Annotated in this window: 14 protein-coding genes; 8 read left to right on the top strand and 6 right to left on the bottom strand. The window is 54.1% G+C overall.

Annotation, left to right across the window (positions count from 1 at the left end):
* Positions 1-33: 33 nt before the first annotated feature.
* Together NYE26_RS20700 and NYE26_RS20695 are read left to right on the top strand one after the other, a co-directional pair.
* Complete coding sequence (locus NYE26_RS20700) at positions 34-1305, top strand: glycoside hydrolase family 30 beta sandwich domain-containing protein (RefSeq protein ID WP_339257561.1); 1272 nt, start codon at positions 34-36, stop codon at positions 1303-1305.
* A gap of 310 nt (positions 1306-1615) precedes the next feature.
* Complete coding sequence (locus NYE26_RS20695) at positions 1616-2263, top strand: elongation factor G-binding protein (protein WP_036731637.1); 648 nt, start codon at positions 1616-1618, stop codon at positions 2261-2263.
* 81 nt (positions 2264-2344) lie between these two features.
* Here the strand turns inward: NYE26_RS20695 and NYE26_RS20690 are convergent, their stop codons facing one another.
* Both NYE26_RS20690 and NYE26_RS20685 read right to left on the bottom strand, forming a co-directional pair.
* Entirely contained in the window at positions 2345-3331 is a 987-nt protein-coding gene (locus NYE26_RS20690) for a hypothetical protein (protein WP_339249753.1), read from the bottom strand.
* The gene (locus NYE26_RS20685) at positions 3309-4229 is read right to left on the bottom strand and encodes an AraC family transcriptional regulator (protein ID WP_339249751.1); all 921 of its coding nucleotides are present in this window, start codon (positions 4227-4229) and stop codon (positions 3309-3311) included. The genes NYE26_RS20690 and NYE26_RS20685 overlap by 23 nt, the downstream gene beginning before the upstream one ends.
* 156 nt (positions 4230-4385) lie before the next feature.
* On the opposite strand from NYE26_RS20685, the gene NYE26_RS20680 reads away from it, so the two are divergent.
* The 5 genes from NYE26_RS20680 to NYE26_RS20660 are packed head-to-tail and all read left to right on the top strand — an operon-like array spanning position 4386 to position 9318.
* A complete protein-coding gene (locus NYE26_RS20680; RefSeq protein ID WP_339249749.1) occupies positions 4386-4625 on the top strand; it encodes an acyl carrier protein in 240 nt (79 codons plus the stop codon).
* Positions 4622-5965: a hypothetical protein gene (locus NYE26_RS20675; RefSeq protein WP_339249747.1), complete on the top strand. Its 1344-nt coding sequence runs from the start codon at positions 4622-4624 to the stop codon at positions 5963-5965. Before NYE26_RS20680 ends, NYE26_RS20675 begins: the two co-directional genes overlap by 4 nt.
* 16 nt (positions 5966-5981) lie before the next feature.
* The gene (locus NYE26_RS20670) at positions 5982-7103 is read left to right on the top strand and encodes a UDP-glucuronosyltransferase (RefSeq protein WP_339249745.1); all 1122 of its coding nucleotides are present in this window, start codon (positions 5982-5984) and stop codon (positions 7101-7103) included.
* Positions 7103-8296, top strand: a complete 1194-nt coding sequence (locus NYE26_RS20665) for a radical SAM protein (RefSeq protein ID WP_339249743.1) — start codon at positions 7103-7105, stop codon at positions 8294-8296. Before NYE26_RS20670 ends, NYE26_RS20665 begins: the two co-directional genes overlap by 1 nt.
* Positions 8293-9318 carry a Gfo/Idh/MocA family oxidoreductase gene (locus NYE26_RS20660; RefSeq protein WP_339249741.1) on the top strand — a complete coding sequence of 342 codons (1026 nt, stop codon included), beginning with the start codon at positions 8293-8295 and terminating at the stop codon, positions 9316-9318. Before NYE26_RS20665 ends, NYE26_RS20660 begins: the two co-directional genes overlap by 4 nt.
* 146 nt (positions 9319-9464) lie before the next feature.
* On the opposite strand, the gene NYE26_RS20655 is transcribed toward NYE26_RS20660, so the two are convergent.
* Positions 9465-10253 (bottom strand): nucleotidyltransferase domain-containing protein, encoded by a 789-nt coding sequence (locus NYE26_RS20655; RefSeq protein WP_339249739.1) that lies wholly within the window; start codon positions 10251-10253, stop codon positions 9465-9467.
* Positions 10254-10336: 83 nt separating this feature from the next.
* Positions 10337-11683, bottom strand: a complete 1347-nt coding sequence (locus NYE26_RS20650) for an MFS transporter (RefSeq protein ID WP_339249737.1) — start codon at positions 11681-11683, stop codon at positions 10337-10339.
* Between the two features lie 176 nt (positions 11684-11859).
* On the opposite strand from NYE26_RS20650, the gene NYE26_RS20645 reads away from it, so the two are divergent.
* Positions 11860-13065: a helix-turn-helix transcriptional regulator gene (locus tag NYE26_RS20645; RefSeq protein WP_339249734.1), complete on the top strand. Its 1206-nt coding sequence runs from the start codon at positions 11860-11862 to the stop codon at positions 13063-13065.
* Positions 13066-13711: 646 nt separating this feature from the next.
* Here the strand turns inward: NYE26_RS20645 and NYE26_RS20640 are convergent.
* The gene (locus tag NYE26_RS20640; RefSeq protein WP_339249732.1) at positions 13712-15466 is read right to left on the bottom strand and encodes an ABC transporter substrate-binding protein; all 1755 of its coding nucleotides are present in this window, start codon (positions 15464-15466) and stop codon (positions 13712-13714) included.
* 77 nt (positions 15467-15543) lie between these two features.
* Positions 15544-16443 (bottom strand): carbohydrate ABC transporter permease, encoded by a 900-nt coding sequence (locus NYE26_RS20635; RefSeq protein ID WP_076081237.1) that lies wholly within the window; start codon positions 16441-16443, stop codon positions 15544-15546.
* Between the last annotated feature and the right edge of the window lie 12 nt (positions 16444-16455).

The raw sequence follows: 16455 nt of genomic DNA, 5'->3' as shown, positions 1-16455 counted from the left end.
AGTACAGAAAATGAGCCTTGGGTATCCCATCCCCTGGAAGCCACCACTGCCGAAGCAGTGGATCTGGCGTTCACCGGACAATTGCATCAGAATATCGAAGGGTTCGGCGGATGCTTCAATGAGCTGGGGTTCGAGGCGCTCAATCTCCTCACAGACGAGGACAGAAGCGCTGTGCTGCATTCGCTGTTTCACCCGGAAGGGGATCAGCGATTCAGTATTTGCCGCCTGCCGATCGGGGCCAGCGACTATGCCCTGGAATGGTACAGCCTGAATGAGACCGACGGCGATTACGCCATGGAGCATTTCTCTATCGAGCGGGACCGCAAGTATCTGATCCCCTATATCCGCGAGGCTCTCAAGCTGAACCCGGAGCTGAAATTATTCGCCTCCCCCTGGAGTCCGCCAACGTGGATGAAATTCCCGCGCGTCTACAATTACGGCACCTTGCGCTGGGAGAAGGATATTCTGGAGGCCTATGCGCTCTACTTTGTGAAGTTCGTCCAGGCGTATGCTGAAGAGGGAATTACCATTCATCAGGTACATGTACAGAACGAAGTGGTGGCCGATCAGAAATTCCCTTCCTGCGTATGGACCGGCGGGCAACTGCTGGAATTCATCCGGGATTATCTGGGGCCGGCTTTTGAACAGCATGGACTTGCTACGGAGATCTGGCTGGGCACGATCAACGCGCCGGAGCCTTGGGACGAGTGGATGAAGAAGAAGGACAGCAGCTTCGATGCCTATGCCCATACGGTATTAAGTGATCCTGAAGCTTACAAGTATGTAAAGGGAGTCGGCTACCAGTGGGCAGGCAAATACGGCATCCAGCGTACGGTACAGGCTTATCCTGAACTGCGTTATATGCAGACGGAGAACGAATGCGGGGACGGGGAGAACACCTGGTTTTATGCCAAATATGTATTTAATCTGTATCAGCATTATTTCACTAACGGCGTGAACGCGTATATCTACTGGAATATGGTGTTGCTGCCTAAGGGGCGTAGTACGTGGGGATGGGAACAGAACTCCATGATTACTGTAGATCCGGGCGGCGTTAAGGCCGTGTATAATCCCGAGTTTTATGTCATGAAGCATTTCGCCCATTTCGTGGGGCCCGGCTCCAGCCGAATCGGCCTCAAGGGCAAATGGACCGGAAATGCAGTCGCCTTCGAGACGCCGGAGGGCAGGCGGGTCCTCGTCATTGCCAATCCGTTCAAGGAATCGCGGACGGTTACCCTCTCGAATGACGGCACGCATTACAAGCTGGAGCTGGATGCCGAATCTTTTAATACCCTTCTGCTATAAAATAAACAGTAAAAACCGGCTCCACCATCCGCCGTCATCCCAGGGCATCTGCTGTGCACACCTATAACAATTGGAATTGTTCCGACCGTAATTTCCTGCTATAATTTTGGCAGGTTAGTTGATAGGGGGTTACACGGATGGCAACGAATTGCTCATTAGCTAGGGAGTCCTCATGCAGAGCCTGATCCGGGGCGATACTTTGCGTGGGGCGCGGCAGGACAATCTTGATCGCCCAAACAGATATATCGTTTCTAATCGCAGGCTCTGCACCTTATTGCTGTAATCAATAATAATAAGGGGCTGAAGAGCTGTGAAACCAACATTTATTAGAAACCATCAATATAATTATATTAAGAAACAAGCGGATTTTGTGCTGAAAACACTGCGTTCGGTAGCGGACCGCCGTGTCCTGGAGACCGTAAGATACAGCGCCGAGCTCAACGTGACGGGGGCCTTCGCTTCACTGACCGCCGAGCAGGAGCAGATGCTGCGGGCCATCTCCACCTTCGAGAAGGCCGAGGACTTCCAGCAGTATACCAGCGGGCTGGAGCCTTATCTGGAGCCGTTTCCGCCGATTACGCTGAAGCAGATTCAGAAGCTGTTTCCCAAGAATAAAAAGATGAAGCTGCCTGACCTGCAGTCGTTTGATTTCCGTTATGTCACGTATCTGGCCTGGGCGGACATCGCCACGAACAAGCTGTTCATCGTCTATCCGCATGAAGGGCAGTTCATTGGTGTGGAAGGCCGGATGCTGCCGATGCATAAGAAGGGCTACTGCCTGTTCTGCAACCGGCAGCAGGAGCTTGCCTTCCTGACCGTCAAGACCAAGCCGGAGCTGGCGGCGGCAGATAATTTTGCTTCCGTGGGCCAGTACGTATGTTTGGATAATCAGGGCTGCAATCAGAGCATTACGGATATAAGCGCGCTGGAGCGATTCGTCCTCTCGGTGCGCAAGTAGCAGTATAGTTAGGTTAACAAGAGCAGAGCAGCGGTTCCCGGTTGGGGGCCGCTGCTCTATTTGTTTTGTATAGTAGAGGAGCTATCTGCTAGGCTGCGTAGTCATAGCCAAATCTACCAGTTCCTCCAGAAGCTGTTCTTCCAGGCGGATGATCTCACACATATTCCTGTGAAGCTTCACCCGCGCGGCGGGCTTGTTGCCCGAGCACATCCCCTTAATCATGAACTGATTGATCAGATCCCACTGCTCGCCTGCCTGACGGTAGTCTTCAGCCGCCCGGGAGAGAGCAGGCGCCGGGCCTTCCCGCTCCAGCAGCTGCAGGAATTGGCTGAACCGGATTCGGCTGATCGGCAAGGCGTTGGCATAGATTTTGAAGGCCGAACTGGCTTCGGGTGAGTTATCAGGCTGTATCCCTATTTCCAGATAGGCCTGGGCATACGCCCTGAGCTGGACGCCCACTTGATCCGGCCGAATCTGTTGGGCAGGGCTGGTAAGCACCTCTTGAAGAATCGTCTGCCAATCTGAGCAGGAACGGGAGACTTCGCACCGCCCGAATAAGGCATAGAAATGACAGGCCCCTTCAAGGATGCTGAAATCTATCACTTCAAGATCCTTACCATAGTAAGCATCCGTTAGATAGATCAGACTCTTCTCCCTGTCCAGGCCCACGGCAAGACAGGCATGGCTCGTATGCAGCCTGCGGTAGGCTACACACCAGGGACAGTCATAGGAATCGAAGCCAACCAGAACCGGCATGCCTGAGGACAGCTGATTCTCCAGCAGGTCAAGCATATAGCTTCTATCCATTGCCGGTTCAGTCCGTTCTATATAACTGAAGGTAAGGCCATGATACGCGGACAGATAGCCGGTATTGATCCGGGGCAGCCGTATCCGCTCAATCAAAGGCTGGTCCGGGGCTTGCGGCTCATCCAGGAACATCTGCCAGGCATCGCCGTACATGCCTTTGCTGTCCAGTCCCTGCCACTGTGCTACAGACTGGATGCAATCATCAATACAGCTGCGCAGCTTAGGGTAGTGGGTACTTTTAACAGGAGCAATGTTCAACACTGCTCATCATCTCCTTCGCCGAGCAGAAGTGGCTGTGCAGCCGGTCGCGATAAGAAGCGGGAGTCATGCCGCTGAATTGGCGGAAGAGCCGGTAGAAGTATTTCATGTCGTAAATGCCGACCTCAAGGGCCACGGACTGGACGCCAAGCTTCGTGAACAGGAGCAGGATACAGCTGTATTTCATCCGGATCTCCTGGAAGATCTGGATGTAGGACCTGCCGGTCTTATTCTTAAGCAGCCGCTGGAACTGGCGGGAGCTCACCGCAAGCTGGCGGCTCATCTCATTCAGCGTGATCCGCTCACTATAGTTACTGATCATATATAGGAGGACATCATGCAGCGGGTCATACTGCGGTCCCGGGCGTTCGGCGAAGGGAGTGTCTGCTGCGGGCATAATCAGCTTGGCCAGCTCCAGCAGCGGCGGGTATAGCCGCTGCTCATCCATAAGCGGGCCAGAGTTCAGCATCCCCTGCAGCCGCCCGAGCAGGAAAAGGATTTCCTTATTCTTCTCCCTGTATCCGAACCATTGCCGCACCTCCAGAAGCTTAAGCAGCGGCAAGAGGACCTCTTCGGATAAGGGACCCGGCAGCTCTCTGAGCACACTGTCTAGCCCGGGCCTGAGCATACAATTCAGGATCAGCAGCGGCTCGGTACCGCTCAGATCCTGCGGATGAAAGACATGGGATATCCCCGGCGGAATCACTAGAACATCCCCCTGCACCACCTGCATTTTATCCTCACCTGCCAGATGAATGCCTGTCCCTTGAACCACGTAGGCCAGCTCTACGAAATCGTGCTGATGACGTACGGAAGTGACCGTATTTTGAGTCAGGAGCATTTGTACGGGTGAAGAGGAGTCGAATAAATAATCCCCCGTAAATACCGGAAAAGCTTCCATAAACAAACCTCCGTTTCCTGCTTCCTTATGTTGGATGACTGGAATCCACCCTAGTATATCTCAATATTTTGGCGCATTCAACCATATATTAACAACTTAAAATTTGGTATATTCATGCTATTCATTCCAATTCCGCAACCTGAAAGGGGTAGACACATGCAGCAAAAAGTCATTGAGATTATTGCCGAAATCAAGGAGGAACCAGGTTTGCTTCAGACGCTCAGCGGAGCTTCTGACCTGACCCTGGACGCCGCACTTGACTCCCTGCAGATCATTAATTTTATTCTGAGAATCGAGGATGAATTCAATATAGAGGTAGATTTCGACACCTTTGATCTGGAGCATCTGAAATCAGTGGACCGGTTCTCCGCTTATGTCGCCGGGCTTGCCGTATGATGAGGAATGCTGTGCACTGCGGCAGCCTGGAGTCGGAGCGGTACTGGCGGGAGGAGGATCTGGCCTCCTTGCCGGCCATTCCCGATGCGAAGGCGCTGGCTATCGTGCAGGCGATGGATGAAATGCTGTTTGTCTTTTGCGGGAGCGGCGATGTGCTCTTAACCCGCCAGGGGATGAACCGGGCACAATATGACTATCTTCAATCGCTCGGTTATGCTTTCAGCACCAATATGGATGCGCTCCGCCTGGAGACAGTGGAGTCTGTTCCCGCACAGGCGGCGCTGAATATATTTGAATTGCTGGGCCGGATGGACGCCGGGCAGGAACCGGACCGCTTAATACCGGAAGGAGCGCTGCTGGAGCCCTTCGCCGTGCTTCCCGGGACACAGGAGGCGGTTAGCCGGTACAAGCTTTTGCCTACGTTGCCTGATGAAGAGATTGTACGGGCGGTGAATACCAAGAGCTATTCTACAGCGATGCGTGACCGGCTGGGGCTGCCGAATATTGCGTTAGTGGTCGATAGTCTGGAGGAGCTGCTGCAATCGGGACAAGCACTGCTGGAGAAGGGAGCTTTTCTGATCAAGGATGAGTATGGGGTATCCGGTAAAGGGAATCAGCTGGTGGATTCAGAGCGTATGCTGCGCCGGATGGCCGGGCATCTGGAATCGAGCCGCAATCAGGGGAAAAGAATCCGGTTTGTCCTTGAGCCTCTGCTGGACCGGGAGACAGACTTCTCCTGCCAGTTTCAGATTGATCCGGAAGGCCGGGTCACCCTTTTGTCTGCCCAGCAGCTGGTGAACCAGGGCTTCGCCTTCGGAGAATCCCGCTCCCCGCAGCCGTCTCTGCTGGACAAGCTGGACAAGGAAGGCTACTGGGAGACCATGCACAGCATAGGCCGGGAGCTGCACGCTGACGGATATTACGGTGAGGTGTGTGTTGATTCCATGCTGCTGCGTGACGGAAGCCTGGCGCCTCTGGTAGAGATCAATGCCCGCAAGTCGATGAGTCTGATCAAGCATCATGTAGACCGCCGGTTCAAGCAGGAAGGTATGCACACATGCCTGATACAGGTACCGCTGGCGGCTATGGGCAAGGTTCATTATGAGGAGCTGCTGGAGCGGATGGAGGAGACGGGGATTTTATTCTCGCTGCGGGCAGGTGAAGGTGTGATGCCCTTGACCTCTAGCGCGCTCCAGCCGCTGGACCCTTCCCGTGCTGCCGGTTCCACGAAGGGCAAGCTGTATGCAGCCTTGACTTACCGGAGTGAAGACAGCAAGCAGAGCCTCATCCGTACGCTGGATGAGTCTCTCATGCGCACAGGCTATACTATCCTGCGATAAAGAAAGGAACCCCCCAATGAATAACACCGTGACGATTCTATGCTCAGGCTTTGGCCTGGGCTTCTATGTCCCTGGTCTGCTGCTGGAACGGAAGTTCACAGCGATGGGCCTTCAGGCAGAGGTTGAAGTGTTTGAGGCCTTAATGCCTGACCACAAAAAGGAGCAGACAGACAACAGCCGCAGGGCATACCAGCAGAGCTTTGCTGTCGCCCTGACCTCACAGAAAATACCGTCCGATATAAGAAACAGCCTTGATCCCGCAGCCGTTGAGCATTTGCTGCAGCAATGGAAGCAGGAGGAACGGCAGCACTTCATCGTCTTGTCCGGGCATTGGGTGCATGTTATGGACCAGTACCGTGAGCTGGCGGGGGTAAGCGTGTATGCTGACCTGCTGTATATTGACGCTGACCTGTCGCCATCGTGGAAGAATCTGCGCAAGCTGAATCCGGCTTACGCGGAAGGCTACCATGAAGTAAGTATGTATGATCCCGGGATGCAGGAGATTCTGTGCAGCATCGATGCCGGATCTGGGAAAGCACTGCCTGCTGCGGCGAGGAACGGGCGGCTGGTCGTTCATGGGGGCGGCTGGGGAATCGGAACCTTCCGCGAGAAATTTGACGCGCTGGAGTCGGCGGGGTACGAGCTGGATATTGCCGCTTACAGCATTGAGGAGATCGGCGGGCCTGTCCGCGGCAGACGTTATTATATGAATGATCCGCAGTGGCGGACCTGGACGAAGGATGACAGCGGGCAGTATACCTTCCCGCCGTTTGCAGAGGTAACCGGTAACCGGACAGAGCGTTTCCCGCCCTGTCAGAGCTACGGGGAAGGGATGTACGGAGTCATCCGGCAGGCGTCCGCAGTCATCAGCAAGCCGGGCGGCGGCGCTTTGATAGATTCCCTGGCTTCGGGCACACCGCTGGTGCTGCTCGACCCCTTCGGCCCGCATGAGAAGATCAACAGTGATCTGTGGGTCGGGCTTGGTTACGGTATTACTTACGGGGAGTGGGCCGAGTCAGGATATGATGATGATGTACTTCGCAAGCTGGCGAATAATCTCAGAGCCGCTAGAGGTCAATACCCGGATTATGCGGCAAGCTATGCCGAACAATTATCCACAGCAGGAGGGAGAAGCTAATGCAACCAACCAGCAGAGTGAGCCTGGACGAGCAGTCCTTCGAGGCATTGAAACGTACGATCAAGAATGTGGTGGTTCCGCACAGGGAACGCAAGCATGATCCCGGCTTCAAGACAGTGATGCCAGAGATTATGTCCCTCAAGCTGACCAACCGCTGCAATCTGCGCTGCAAGCATTGCTATCAATGGAATGAATCCGGCTACCATCATGATATGGATACCGCTGAGCAGAATCTGGATATGGATCTGGGAATGATCCAGAGGCTGCTGGAGGAGACGGATGAAGCGCAGTCCCGCCTGTATTTATGGGGAGGCGAGCCGCTGTTTCACCGGCAGGCCAAGGAGATTCTGGACCTTCTTAAGGAGCATCCCCGCGATACTACGATCTGTACCAATGCCTACATGATCCCTAAGTTCGAGGAGGAACTGTGTGCAATCTCGGACAATCTGGAGCTGCTGATCCCGATCGAGGGGTTCCAGGAGGAGCATGATTTCCTGCGCGGCAAGAATTCGTTCCAGAAGGTCATCGACGCCGTTGACCGTTTGCTGGAGCTGCGCGAGCAGGGCCGCTTCCGCGGCCGGATCTCAGTGCATAATGTGATCAACGACAATATGATCGGGAGATTATATGAGCTGGTGGAGTTTTTTGAGCAAAAAGGCGTCGATCTGGTCCTGCTCTGCTTCCCATGGTATATCTCGGAAGACACCAGTTTTGCGATGGACCGCTTCTACAATGAACACTTCCAGTGGCTGGCCGAGCTTCCGCCGGATCACCGGAGCAGCTGGCATGCGTTCAAATACCATATCAAGCCGGAGAATATCACCAGGCTGACCGAAGATCTGCGGCGGATTAACAGCAATACCTGGCACAATACCCGAATCCGCTACCAGCCGGGTCTCGATTTTGATGAGATTGAGGATTTCGTGGCCGGGAAGCCGATGGCATCCCGCAGTACCTCCAAATGTCTGGCACTCAGCACCCGGGTGGATATTGCCCCGAACGGGATGGTGAGTGCCTGTAAATTTTTTGGCGAGCTGGCGATTGGCAATGTGAATGAATACTCGCTCACCGAAATATGGAATTCAGCGCGCTATGACCGGCTGCGGCGGATTCTGGACGAAGGCCTGTCCCCGGCCTGCTCCAAATGTAATGTGCTGTACCTCAACACCTATGCTGCGCTGGCTCAGATATGAGCAGTGTGGTAGAGGAGCCAAGCTATAAGCTCGGCATTCTGGGCGCCTCGAGTATTGCGGTTCCAGCGATGCTGGAGCCGGCACGGATAGTGGACAAGGTGAAGATCAATGCGATTGCCAACCGTACCTTGGCGAAAGCGGAGGCTATGGCCGAGGCGTACCAAATTCCCTATGTGGCGGCTAGTCTGGACGAGTTGCTGGAGCTGGACGATCTGGATGGAGTATATATTGCGCTCAGCAATGAGCTTCATACGCAGTGGGCGATCCGGGCCTTGAATGCGGGCAAGCATGTCTTGGTGGAAAAGCCGATCTGTCTCCATCCTGAAGAAGCGGAACAGTTAAGGCTGGCGAAGGACAACCCTGCAGCCCCGAAGCTCACCGAGGGGCTGATGATTGCCTGTCACCCCTGGCAGCAGGCGCTGAAGGGCATCGTCGATTCGGGCGAATTCGGCGCGCTGCGCAGGATCAGCACCCGAATCTCCGTTCCTGCCAAGAACAGGCATGCCGGCAATTACCGGAGTGTCAGGGGGAAGGGCGGAGGTGCTTTTGCCGATCTTGGCTGCTATTGGTTGCAGTTCGTGCAGACCCTTGCTGGTCTACAGCCGGAGGAGATCCTGGCGCAGTCGGCCTTTGACGGGCCGGATGGCTGCGATTGGACCTTTCAGGCGGCGTTGCAATACAAGAACGGGCTGAGGGCCGAGTGTCTCACTTCCTTTGAGCTGCCATTCCGGGCCTCGCATATCCTGTATTTCGACCATACCGTGCTGACGGTCCCCGATTTCTTCCGGCCGATCAAGGGGTTCTATAAGCTCAAAATCCGGCATGATCTGCCGGACAACCGTACCACCCTATGCGAATTCGAACCGCTGAACTATTATGTGGGCCAGCTGGAGGCTTTTGCAGCGATCATGAGCGGGCAGCAGGCCGAGGGCCTGAGTGCTACCTGGGAACGGGTGCAGCTGCAAGCCCGGATCATGGCTGAGGCACAGCGGCGCCGGGTCTCTGAGGTGCTTCCACTATAGCGATTGTGCTAGCAGAGTGAGACCATTGACAGCAGCTGCTTCCAGCAACAGCAAACAGCGACTCCCTTTGTGGGGGACGCTTTTTGCTGTTCCACTATTCCGCTGGAGGTTCCAGTAAGTATGCCGAATATGAATGTCTGTCTACACTAGCGGTCCTGTAAGGAAGGAGGCTGCTCCATCCAGGCACGCTCGTTGTTCAGCACATAGATCCCGAGTGCCTGCTCGAAGGACAAGCCATGATTATAGAAAGTCAGCATCTTCGCGGCGAAGCGCACACTCTTATGTGCACTGGGCGATTGCAGCAGCTCTGTTGCCAGTGTACGGAAATTCTTCGGCTGGGCTTCCGCAGCATCGACAGCATCCAGCAGACCTTTAGGGCTTGGAAAAAGCAGGCGGTTATACGCCAGAATCATCCGTCCGCTAAAAAACACCAGTTGGACCGCCGTATGAGCGAGCAGGTAGGCGTCATTTTTTTGGCCCGCTTCCTTGGCGAAATACAGCCCGTACAGGTAGATCTGGGCGCAGAATTCCCGCAAATTACGCTCGCGGTTCTCCTCGGGATAGACGGGAATCCGGGCCACGAGCTCATTCAGCTCCGGGATTCTGGAGAATAATACCTCTGCACCGGTAAAAGCATACCTCGTCGGCTCATTGCCGCGCCGGGCGGCAAGCTCCAGAAACCGGCGGTTGATCACCTTGATATCGGCATATCCGCCTTCATAGGTGCTGACTTCCCGGTCCACGTAGGAGAGCCTGCCGTTCTGCTCATATTCCGCATAGGCTTCATCGGTGAAGACCAGATGAACATCCACATCCGAGGACTCGCTGGCGGTTCCCTTGGCTACAGATCCGCTGGTGATTGCCGCCAGACAAGCAGGGTCTTGCTCCAGCTTCTCCGCCAGCTTCTCCAGCGTCTGCCTGTGGTGCGCGTACATATAACGTTCCGCCTCCTTGATTAGATTCTGCTGCGTTAAGCGTATCAATTGGACAGCTTGCCAGCTATGGTCAATTCAGACATTCAGGCCCCCGCCTGCTCTGTCTTCCCCTGAGCGGCCTGTTGATCAGCGGCACTGCTGCGGACAAGACCTCTCTGTCCGGCCAGCGTGACCGCCAGAATAGCTGCACCGGAGACGAGCAGAATGAACGAGCCGGGAATCCGGTCGAGGAGGACTCCATAGAGCAGCATTCCGAGCGGAGCGATGGAACCGGCGATGCCCTCCACCAGCCCGAATACGCGTCCACGATACTCCTCCTCGGTGGTCTGCTGCAGATATACCTGGATCGGAATATTGATGACCATAATCATGATACCGACAAGCAGGAGCAGCGGCAGGAAGAGAAGGAAGGTGGCCTTCGGAGTGAAATGCAGCAGCAGCGGAACCGCCAGTGCGAGGAATAACACTCCCAGCGCGCTTAAGCCTCCGAGGATCGGCCTCACCGGACTCTTGCTCTGGGGAAGTATAGCAAGCAGCAGCGACATCAGCAGTACGCCTGCCGCCAGCATCGCTTCGAGGACTCCATATTGCTTCGAGGAGAGTCCGAGTGTCTGTACTGCAACGTAGGGCAGCACAACATTCAGGGCGACGACGAAGAAATTAATCCAGAACACAATCCCCATCAGGGAGCGGAGGACCGGACGGCGGATCACATAAGCGAAGCCTTCCTTCAGATTCGTGCGTACCCCGTTAACAGCAGTGCCCAGACGTTCGCGGAGCGGCTGGGGGCCAGCGGCTTCGGCAGGTTCAAGGGCAGCATGAAGCCGTGGAATCGGCTTGTATCTCAGCATGCAGCCCATCACGGTCGAAACGGTGAAGCCTGCCGCGTTCAGCAGCATGAAATCCTGAAGGGGAAGGAAGGCATACAGAAGACCGGCGAGAATCGGAGCCAGCAGGTGCCCAGCCGATCCGGCAATCTGATTCAGTGATCCGGCCCGCTGGACGGAGCCGCTGTCTACAAGCATCATCATCGAGGAGGAGACTGAGATACTATAGAAGGTAGAGCAGATAGATAATAGAATGAGCGACAGATAGATAGTCCATAGGGACATTCCCTCCAGCGAGACGAATAGAAAGGCCAGGGACATAATCAGGGCACTGGCCAGGTCCGAGCCGATCAGCAGCCTGCGGCGGTTAACTCTGTCGGCGAGCACACCGGCGAAGGGGGCCAGCAGGATACCGGGCAGCAGCCCGCACAGCAGTGTAACGGCGAAGCTGCTCCCTGACCCAGTCTCATTCAGAATGAACAGACCAGCTACGAAGGTGTACATACTGGAGCCGAGAACAGAGACCAGCTTGCTGCTGAAGAAGAGAAATATGTTACGGTTAGTCGCTGCCTTATCATGGGCTGCGGATGTTATTTGAGACATAATAGCACTCCCTTTGATCAAAAAAGTTAAGTTTAATTAAACTTATTATATGAGTAAAAGTTGAAGAATACAACAAAAAGTTTAATATAATTTAACTTTAGCGTATTTCCAGCTTTCTCTTAGGGTATAGGTAAGCTATACTGAAAAGAAAAGCTACCTGGAAAGTTGGCAAGCAGATGACCACCAAACAAACCATCGGAGAGAAAGTCAAGCAATTGCGCAAGGCTAAGGGGCTTACGCAGACGGACCTTGCCGGAGACCATATGACCAAGAGCATGCTGAGTCAAATCGAGAATGGACGCGCCTTGCCCTCGATGAACAGCTTGCAGGTTCTGGCCGGCAGGCTGGGAGTTGATCCGGGCTACTTCCTCGAAGGCGAGGAGGAGGCGGAGCTTGCTCCGCTTGTCCGGGAGATGGAGGCTGAGTTCAAGGCGAAGAATTACAGGGAGGTCATCCAGCGGCTTCAGCCGCTCACGGAGCGTACGCTTCCGATGACGATTGATGCTGCGCGTCTGCTGGAGTTCTATGTAAGCTCCCTTTTCTATACAGGTGCCGGAGGCGGGGAAGCGGAGCTTGCGCGGGCAGCGCTGATCTATGAACGCTTCGGCTTATTCGTGGAACGGGCGAAGGTGCAGTATATTTCCTATGCCCTGAATTTCGCACAGAACAGATACGCGGACGGGCTGGAGCTGATCCGCCGGGTCCGCAAGGAGTATGAGGATAACAAGGTGGGGAATGATTTTATCTTTGAAATCGATCTTCATTATGCTGAGAGTATTAGTCTGTCTGCCCTGGGGGATTATGCGGGAAGCCGTGAAGCTGCATTGGCGGCGCTGCAGGTTTCACGGGAAGAGGGAATCTACTATATGACGGATCATCTGTACCGGGTGCTCGGTATCCTGGCGCTGACCGAAGGAGAGACCTTGGCGGCAGAGGAGGCCATGAAGAAGGCCAGAGCATTCGCAGAATTCACCGAATCTGAGGATTCACTGAAGCTGGTGGTGATCGGAGAGATCAGACTTGCGGTAGCTAAGGGAGAGTACAGCAAGGTTCTTGCGCTGGCGGAGCAGTATCCGCAGGAGGATGAGCATTACGCATCCAGCGTCCAGCTCATGTCCGGCATCGCCAGGTATCATCTCGGCCAGGACGATGAAGCGCTGATCAGCCTGTCCAAGGCCGAGCCGGGTGATCAGGTCTACCACCCGCTTGACCGCGCCAACCTGCTGACAGCTTATGCTTACCGCGCACAGATCTGTATGCGCCGGGGCATGAAGGAGGAAGCACTGCGGTTGTCCCAATACGCCTACGATCAGGTGAAGGAATACCCGCCTTCCATATACACCGAAATGATTAACAAAACTTACCACGAGCTGCATAGCTAGTAGACCATCAGAATTAAACAAGTGATTTATTCCATAAGTGCAGTAAGGAGTGAAGCTATGTTCATAGCAAAAAAACAGGGATAAGTGTATTCTGTGCAACTAAAAACTGTGAAACGGATGGACATTCTCTTCTAATTGTAGTCTGTACAACTAAATTTGCCCGGATGGGCGAAAATCCAGATATAGGGGCATTTTAATTGTACGAACTACATCTAAACGGAGATTTGGCGGCACATCGGACGATTTAGTTGTACGAATTACAATTAAGACTTCCCCTTGCACCTGATTCGGGGTGAGGTAACCCCTCAGCAAGCCGTTAGTTATAGTATTTTTCACATGTTTAGATCTGATGAGCTACTAACTACCCTTCTAGCGCAGCAAAGAACACCCGTGCTATTTCCCCGCACGGGTGTTCTTTGCTAATGTGAAATATAGGTTGGACTATAAATCTTCAGATAAAGGAGGGAGCGACGGAGGAGATTTTGGAACTGTAGGAGTGTTAGCGTCCGCCTTTGTTTCCGGATTTCTACCGCGAACAGCGGTTCTAATCAGCAAATCTGGAAACAACAGCGGCCGGAAGTCCAAAATCTCTGCAGTGGCGACTACTCCTTTGATCTGTGTATTTGAGCTCACCCAACATAAAACTCTATTTGCTGCTCCACAGCTCCACACGGTCCTGCACATACTTGGTATATCCAGCTTCCATTTTCTTAACGCCGGCTTTTTCCAGATCGGCCATGTAATCATCCCAGATTTTATCGAATTCAGCCGGTTTGGCCAGAATGGCCTGCGGGATGCGCTTCCAGGTAATATCCTTCATTTTATTGCCCAGAATGGAGACTTCATCCTCACCGGGAATGGAAATGTTCCAGGCTGCACCGTAGGCTTTCTCCTTGAATTCCTCTTCTTTCGGGAACAGGTCCTTCCAGGTAGTAGCTTTGTAAGCTGCCAGCGTCTCCTTCTCTACATCGCTATAGCCCAGCACGAGCTGCTCAGGGAAGTTCTTGGTGTAGTAGTTGCCGGTGGAATCCTTGGCCCCGTCGCCGTAGTGGACCATCATATTCCAGTAGAAGCCAATGCCGGTTTCCTTCGTGAAGGCGGTGTTGTCGTTGTTGATGCGGTCCTGGACTTCCTGCGGAACTACGCGTTTGCCGTTCTCCACTTTATAGTGCTTGCCTTCAATACCCCAGTTGTTCAGGATCTGTCCTTCATCGGAGGCCAGGTAATCCAGGAACTTGATCGTCCGCACCGGGTCGGGGTTAGTGGTGGAGATAGAGATGCCGTAGCCGCCCATGAAGCCGGTAGGCCAGAAGCTGGTTTCCTTGTATTCTTCAGTTAAGGTGACCGGATAATGTCCGTAAGTCTGATCGAATTTGCCGGCGGCTTTGAGCGCCTGCTGTGCGTCGTTGTAGTCCCAGTCCTGGTCAATTAGGCCAAGCACGCGTCCAGTCGCTACTTTGGCTTTGTACTGGTCGTATTTCTGCACGAAGCTCTCCTTGTCAAGCAGGCCGATATCGTTCATGTGGTTCAGCCAGCGGAAATACTCCTTCTCTTCCGGGCGGCGGAAGTGGTAGATCGCTTCATGCGTCTCCTGATCGACGTAATATTCTCCGTCATCGGAGCCGCCGGTTGTAGCTACCGCAGGGTTGGTAACGGAAATGTACATATGCCAGTCATCCGCGTTGAGGGAGACGCCGATGTTTTTGTTGCCGTTCTCATCCGTAGGGTGCTTCTCCAGATAGGCTTTGATTACGTTCTCATAATCCTTCACCGTGCGGATCTCCGGATACCCGGCTTCCTTCAATACCCGGTGCTGCAGCTCGAAGCCGCCGCCCGCTACGAATTTCTTCTCATCCACTGCTGCCCAAGTTGGAATAGCGTAGATCGACTGGTCTTCATTCGTGTACTTGGCCCGGGCCAGATTATCGCCGAGCACGCGCTTAATGTTAGGGGCATGCTTATCGATTAGATCAGTCAGATCAAGGACCGCGCCGGCATCCACCAGCTTACCAATGTCGCCTTTAGCCGAGATAATGTCGGGATAATCCCCGCCCGCTGCAATGAGGGCAATCTTCTGCTGCGGATCACCGACAGCGAATTCGGCATCGAGGGTGACACCGGTCTTTTGCGTAATGACAGTGCTGACCTCATCCTTCATATTGTTCCAGTTCGGATTAGGGTCTTCCGCGAAGAAGGATAGTGTCAGGGGACTTAGGTCCTCAGCCGCCGCCGTAGCCTCAGCTGTTGCCGTGGCATTGCCGCTGTTCGTAGCCTTGGCCCCGGTATTCTCAGCCGTATTCTTGTTGCCGTTATTATTGCCTCCGCCGCAGCCTGCCAGCACACTAAGCAGCAAGGTTAGCACCATCAGCGCCACAACCGGTTTCGCCGTCTTTCTTGTCATGAATAGAAACCCTCCCTTTGTCTGGTAGAAACATATTGTATTCACAGGCAGCAGCCTGAAGATACCGCTTAAGCCGATTAGCTTTTGACCGAACCCAGCGTCATGCCTTTGACGAAATAGCGCTGCAGGAACGGATAGACAATCAGAATGGGAACGGTGACGACAATGGTGATTGCCATTTTGACCGATTCCGGGGAGATCTGGGCCATGACCTCTGTCATATTGCGTCCGCGGAAATTATCCGCGTTGGTCGTGGTGCTCTGAATGACCTTCATCAGCTCGAATTGCAGCGTGGTCAGCGAGTCCTTCGAGCCGTTATACAGATAGGTGTCAATCCACGCATTCCACTGGCCGACGGCCAGGAACAGGGCGATGGTTGCCAGCGCAGGCTTGGTCAGCGGTAGAATAACTCGCCAGTAGATGGTGAAGTCATTGGCTCCGTCCAGCTTAGCGGATTCCTGAAGAGCGTAAGGCAGACCGTCGATGAAGGAGCGGATCACGAACACATTGAAGGCGCTCACCAGACCGGGCAGAACATACACGCCGAAGGTGCCCATCATATGCAGATCTTTAATCAGAATGTAAAAGGGGATCAGGCCTCCCGATACATACATCGTCAGCGCCAGGAAGGTAGAGACGAACTTGCGGGCCTGGAAGTCCACCCGGCTTAAGGTGAAGGCCAGCATGGAGGCACTGACCAGTCCGAGCAGAGTCCCGATAACCGTGCGCAGCACCGAGATTTTGAAGCCGGTAATCAGGCCGGAGAAGGCGAAGATCGTCTCATAATTCTTGAAGGTGAACACCCGGGGATAGATCGTAATCCCGCCCTTGATGCTGTCCGTCGAGTCATTGAAGGAGATCGCCAGTACATTCAGAAAAGGGTACAGCGTAGCAACGGTAACCACCGTAATCGCGAGATAGACAACCAAATCGAAGATGCGGTCCGACCAGGATGCCGCAGCCAGTTTTTTAATCATGAGCAGGGCCTC

The organism is Paenibacillus sp. FSL P2-0136, from assembly GCF_037975325.1.
Taxonomy (GTDB): domain Bacteria; phylum Bacillota; class Bacilli; order Paenibacillales; family Paenibacillaceae; genus Paenibacillus_AQ; species Paenibacillus_AQ silagei.
The sequence above is the reverse complement of the archived record's forward strand: the minus strand, read 5'-3'. Positions and strand labels throughout refer to the sequence as shown.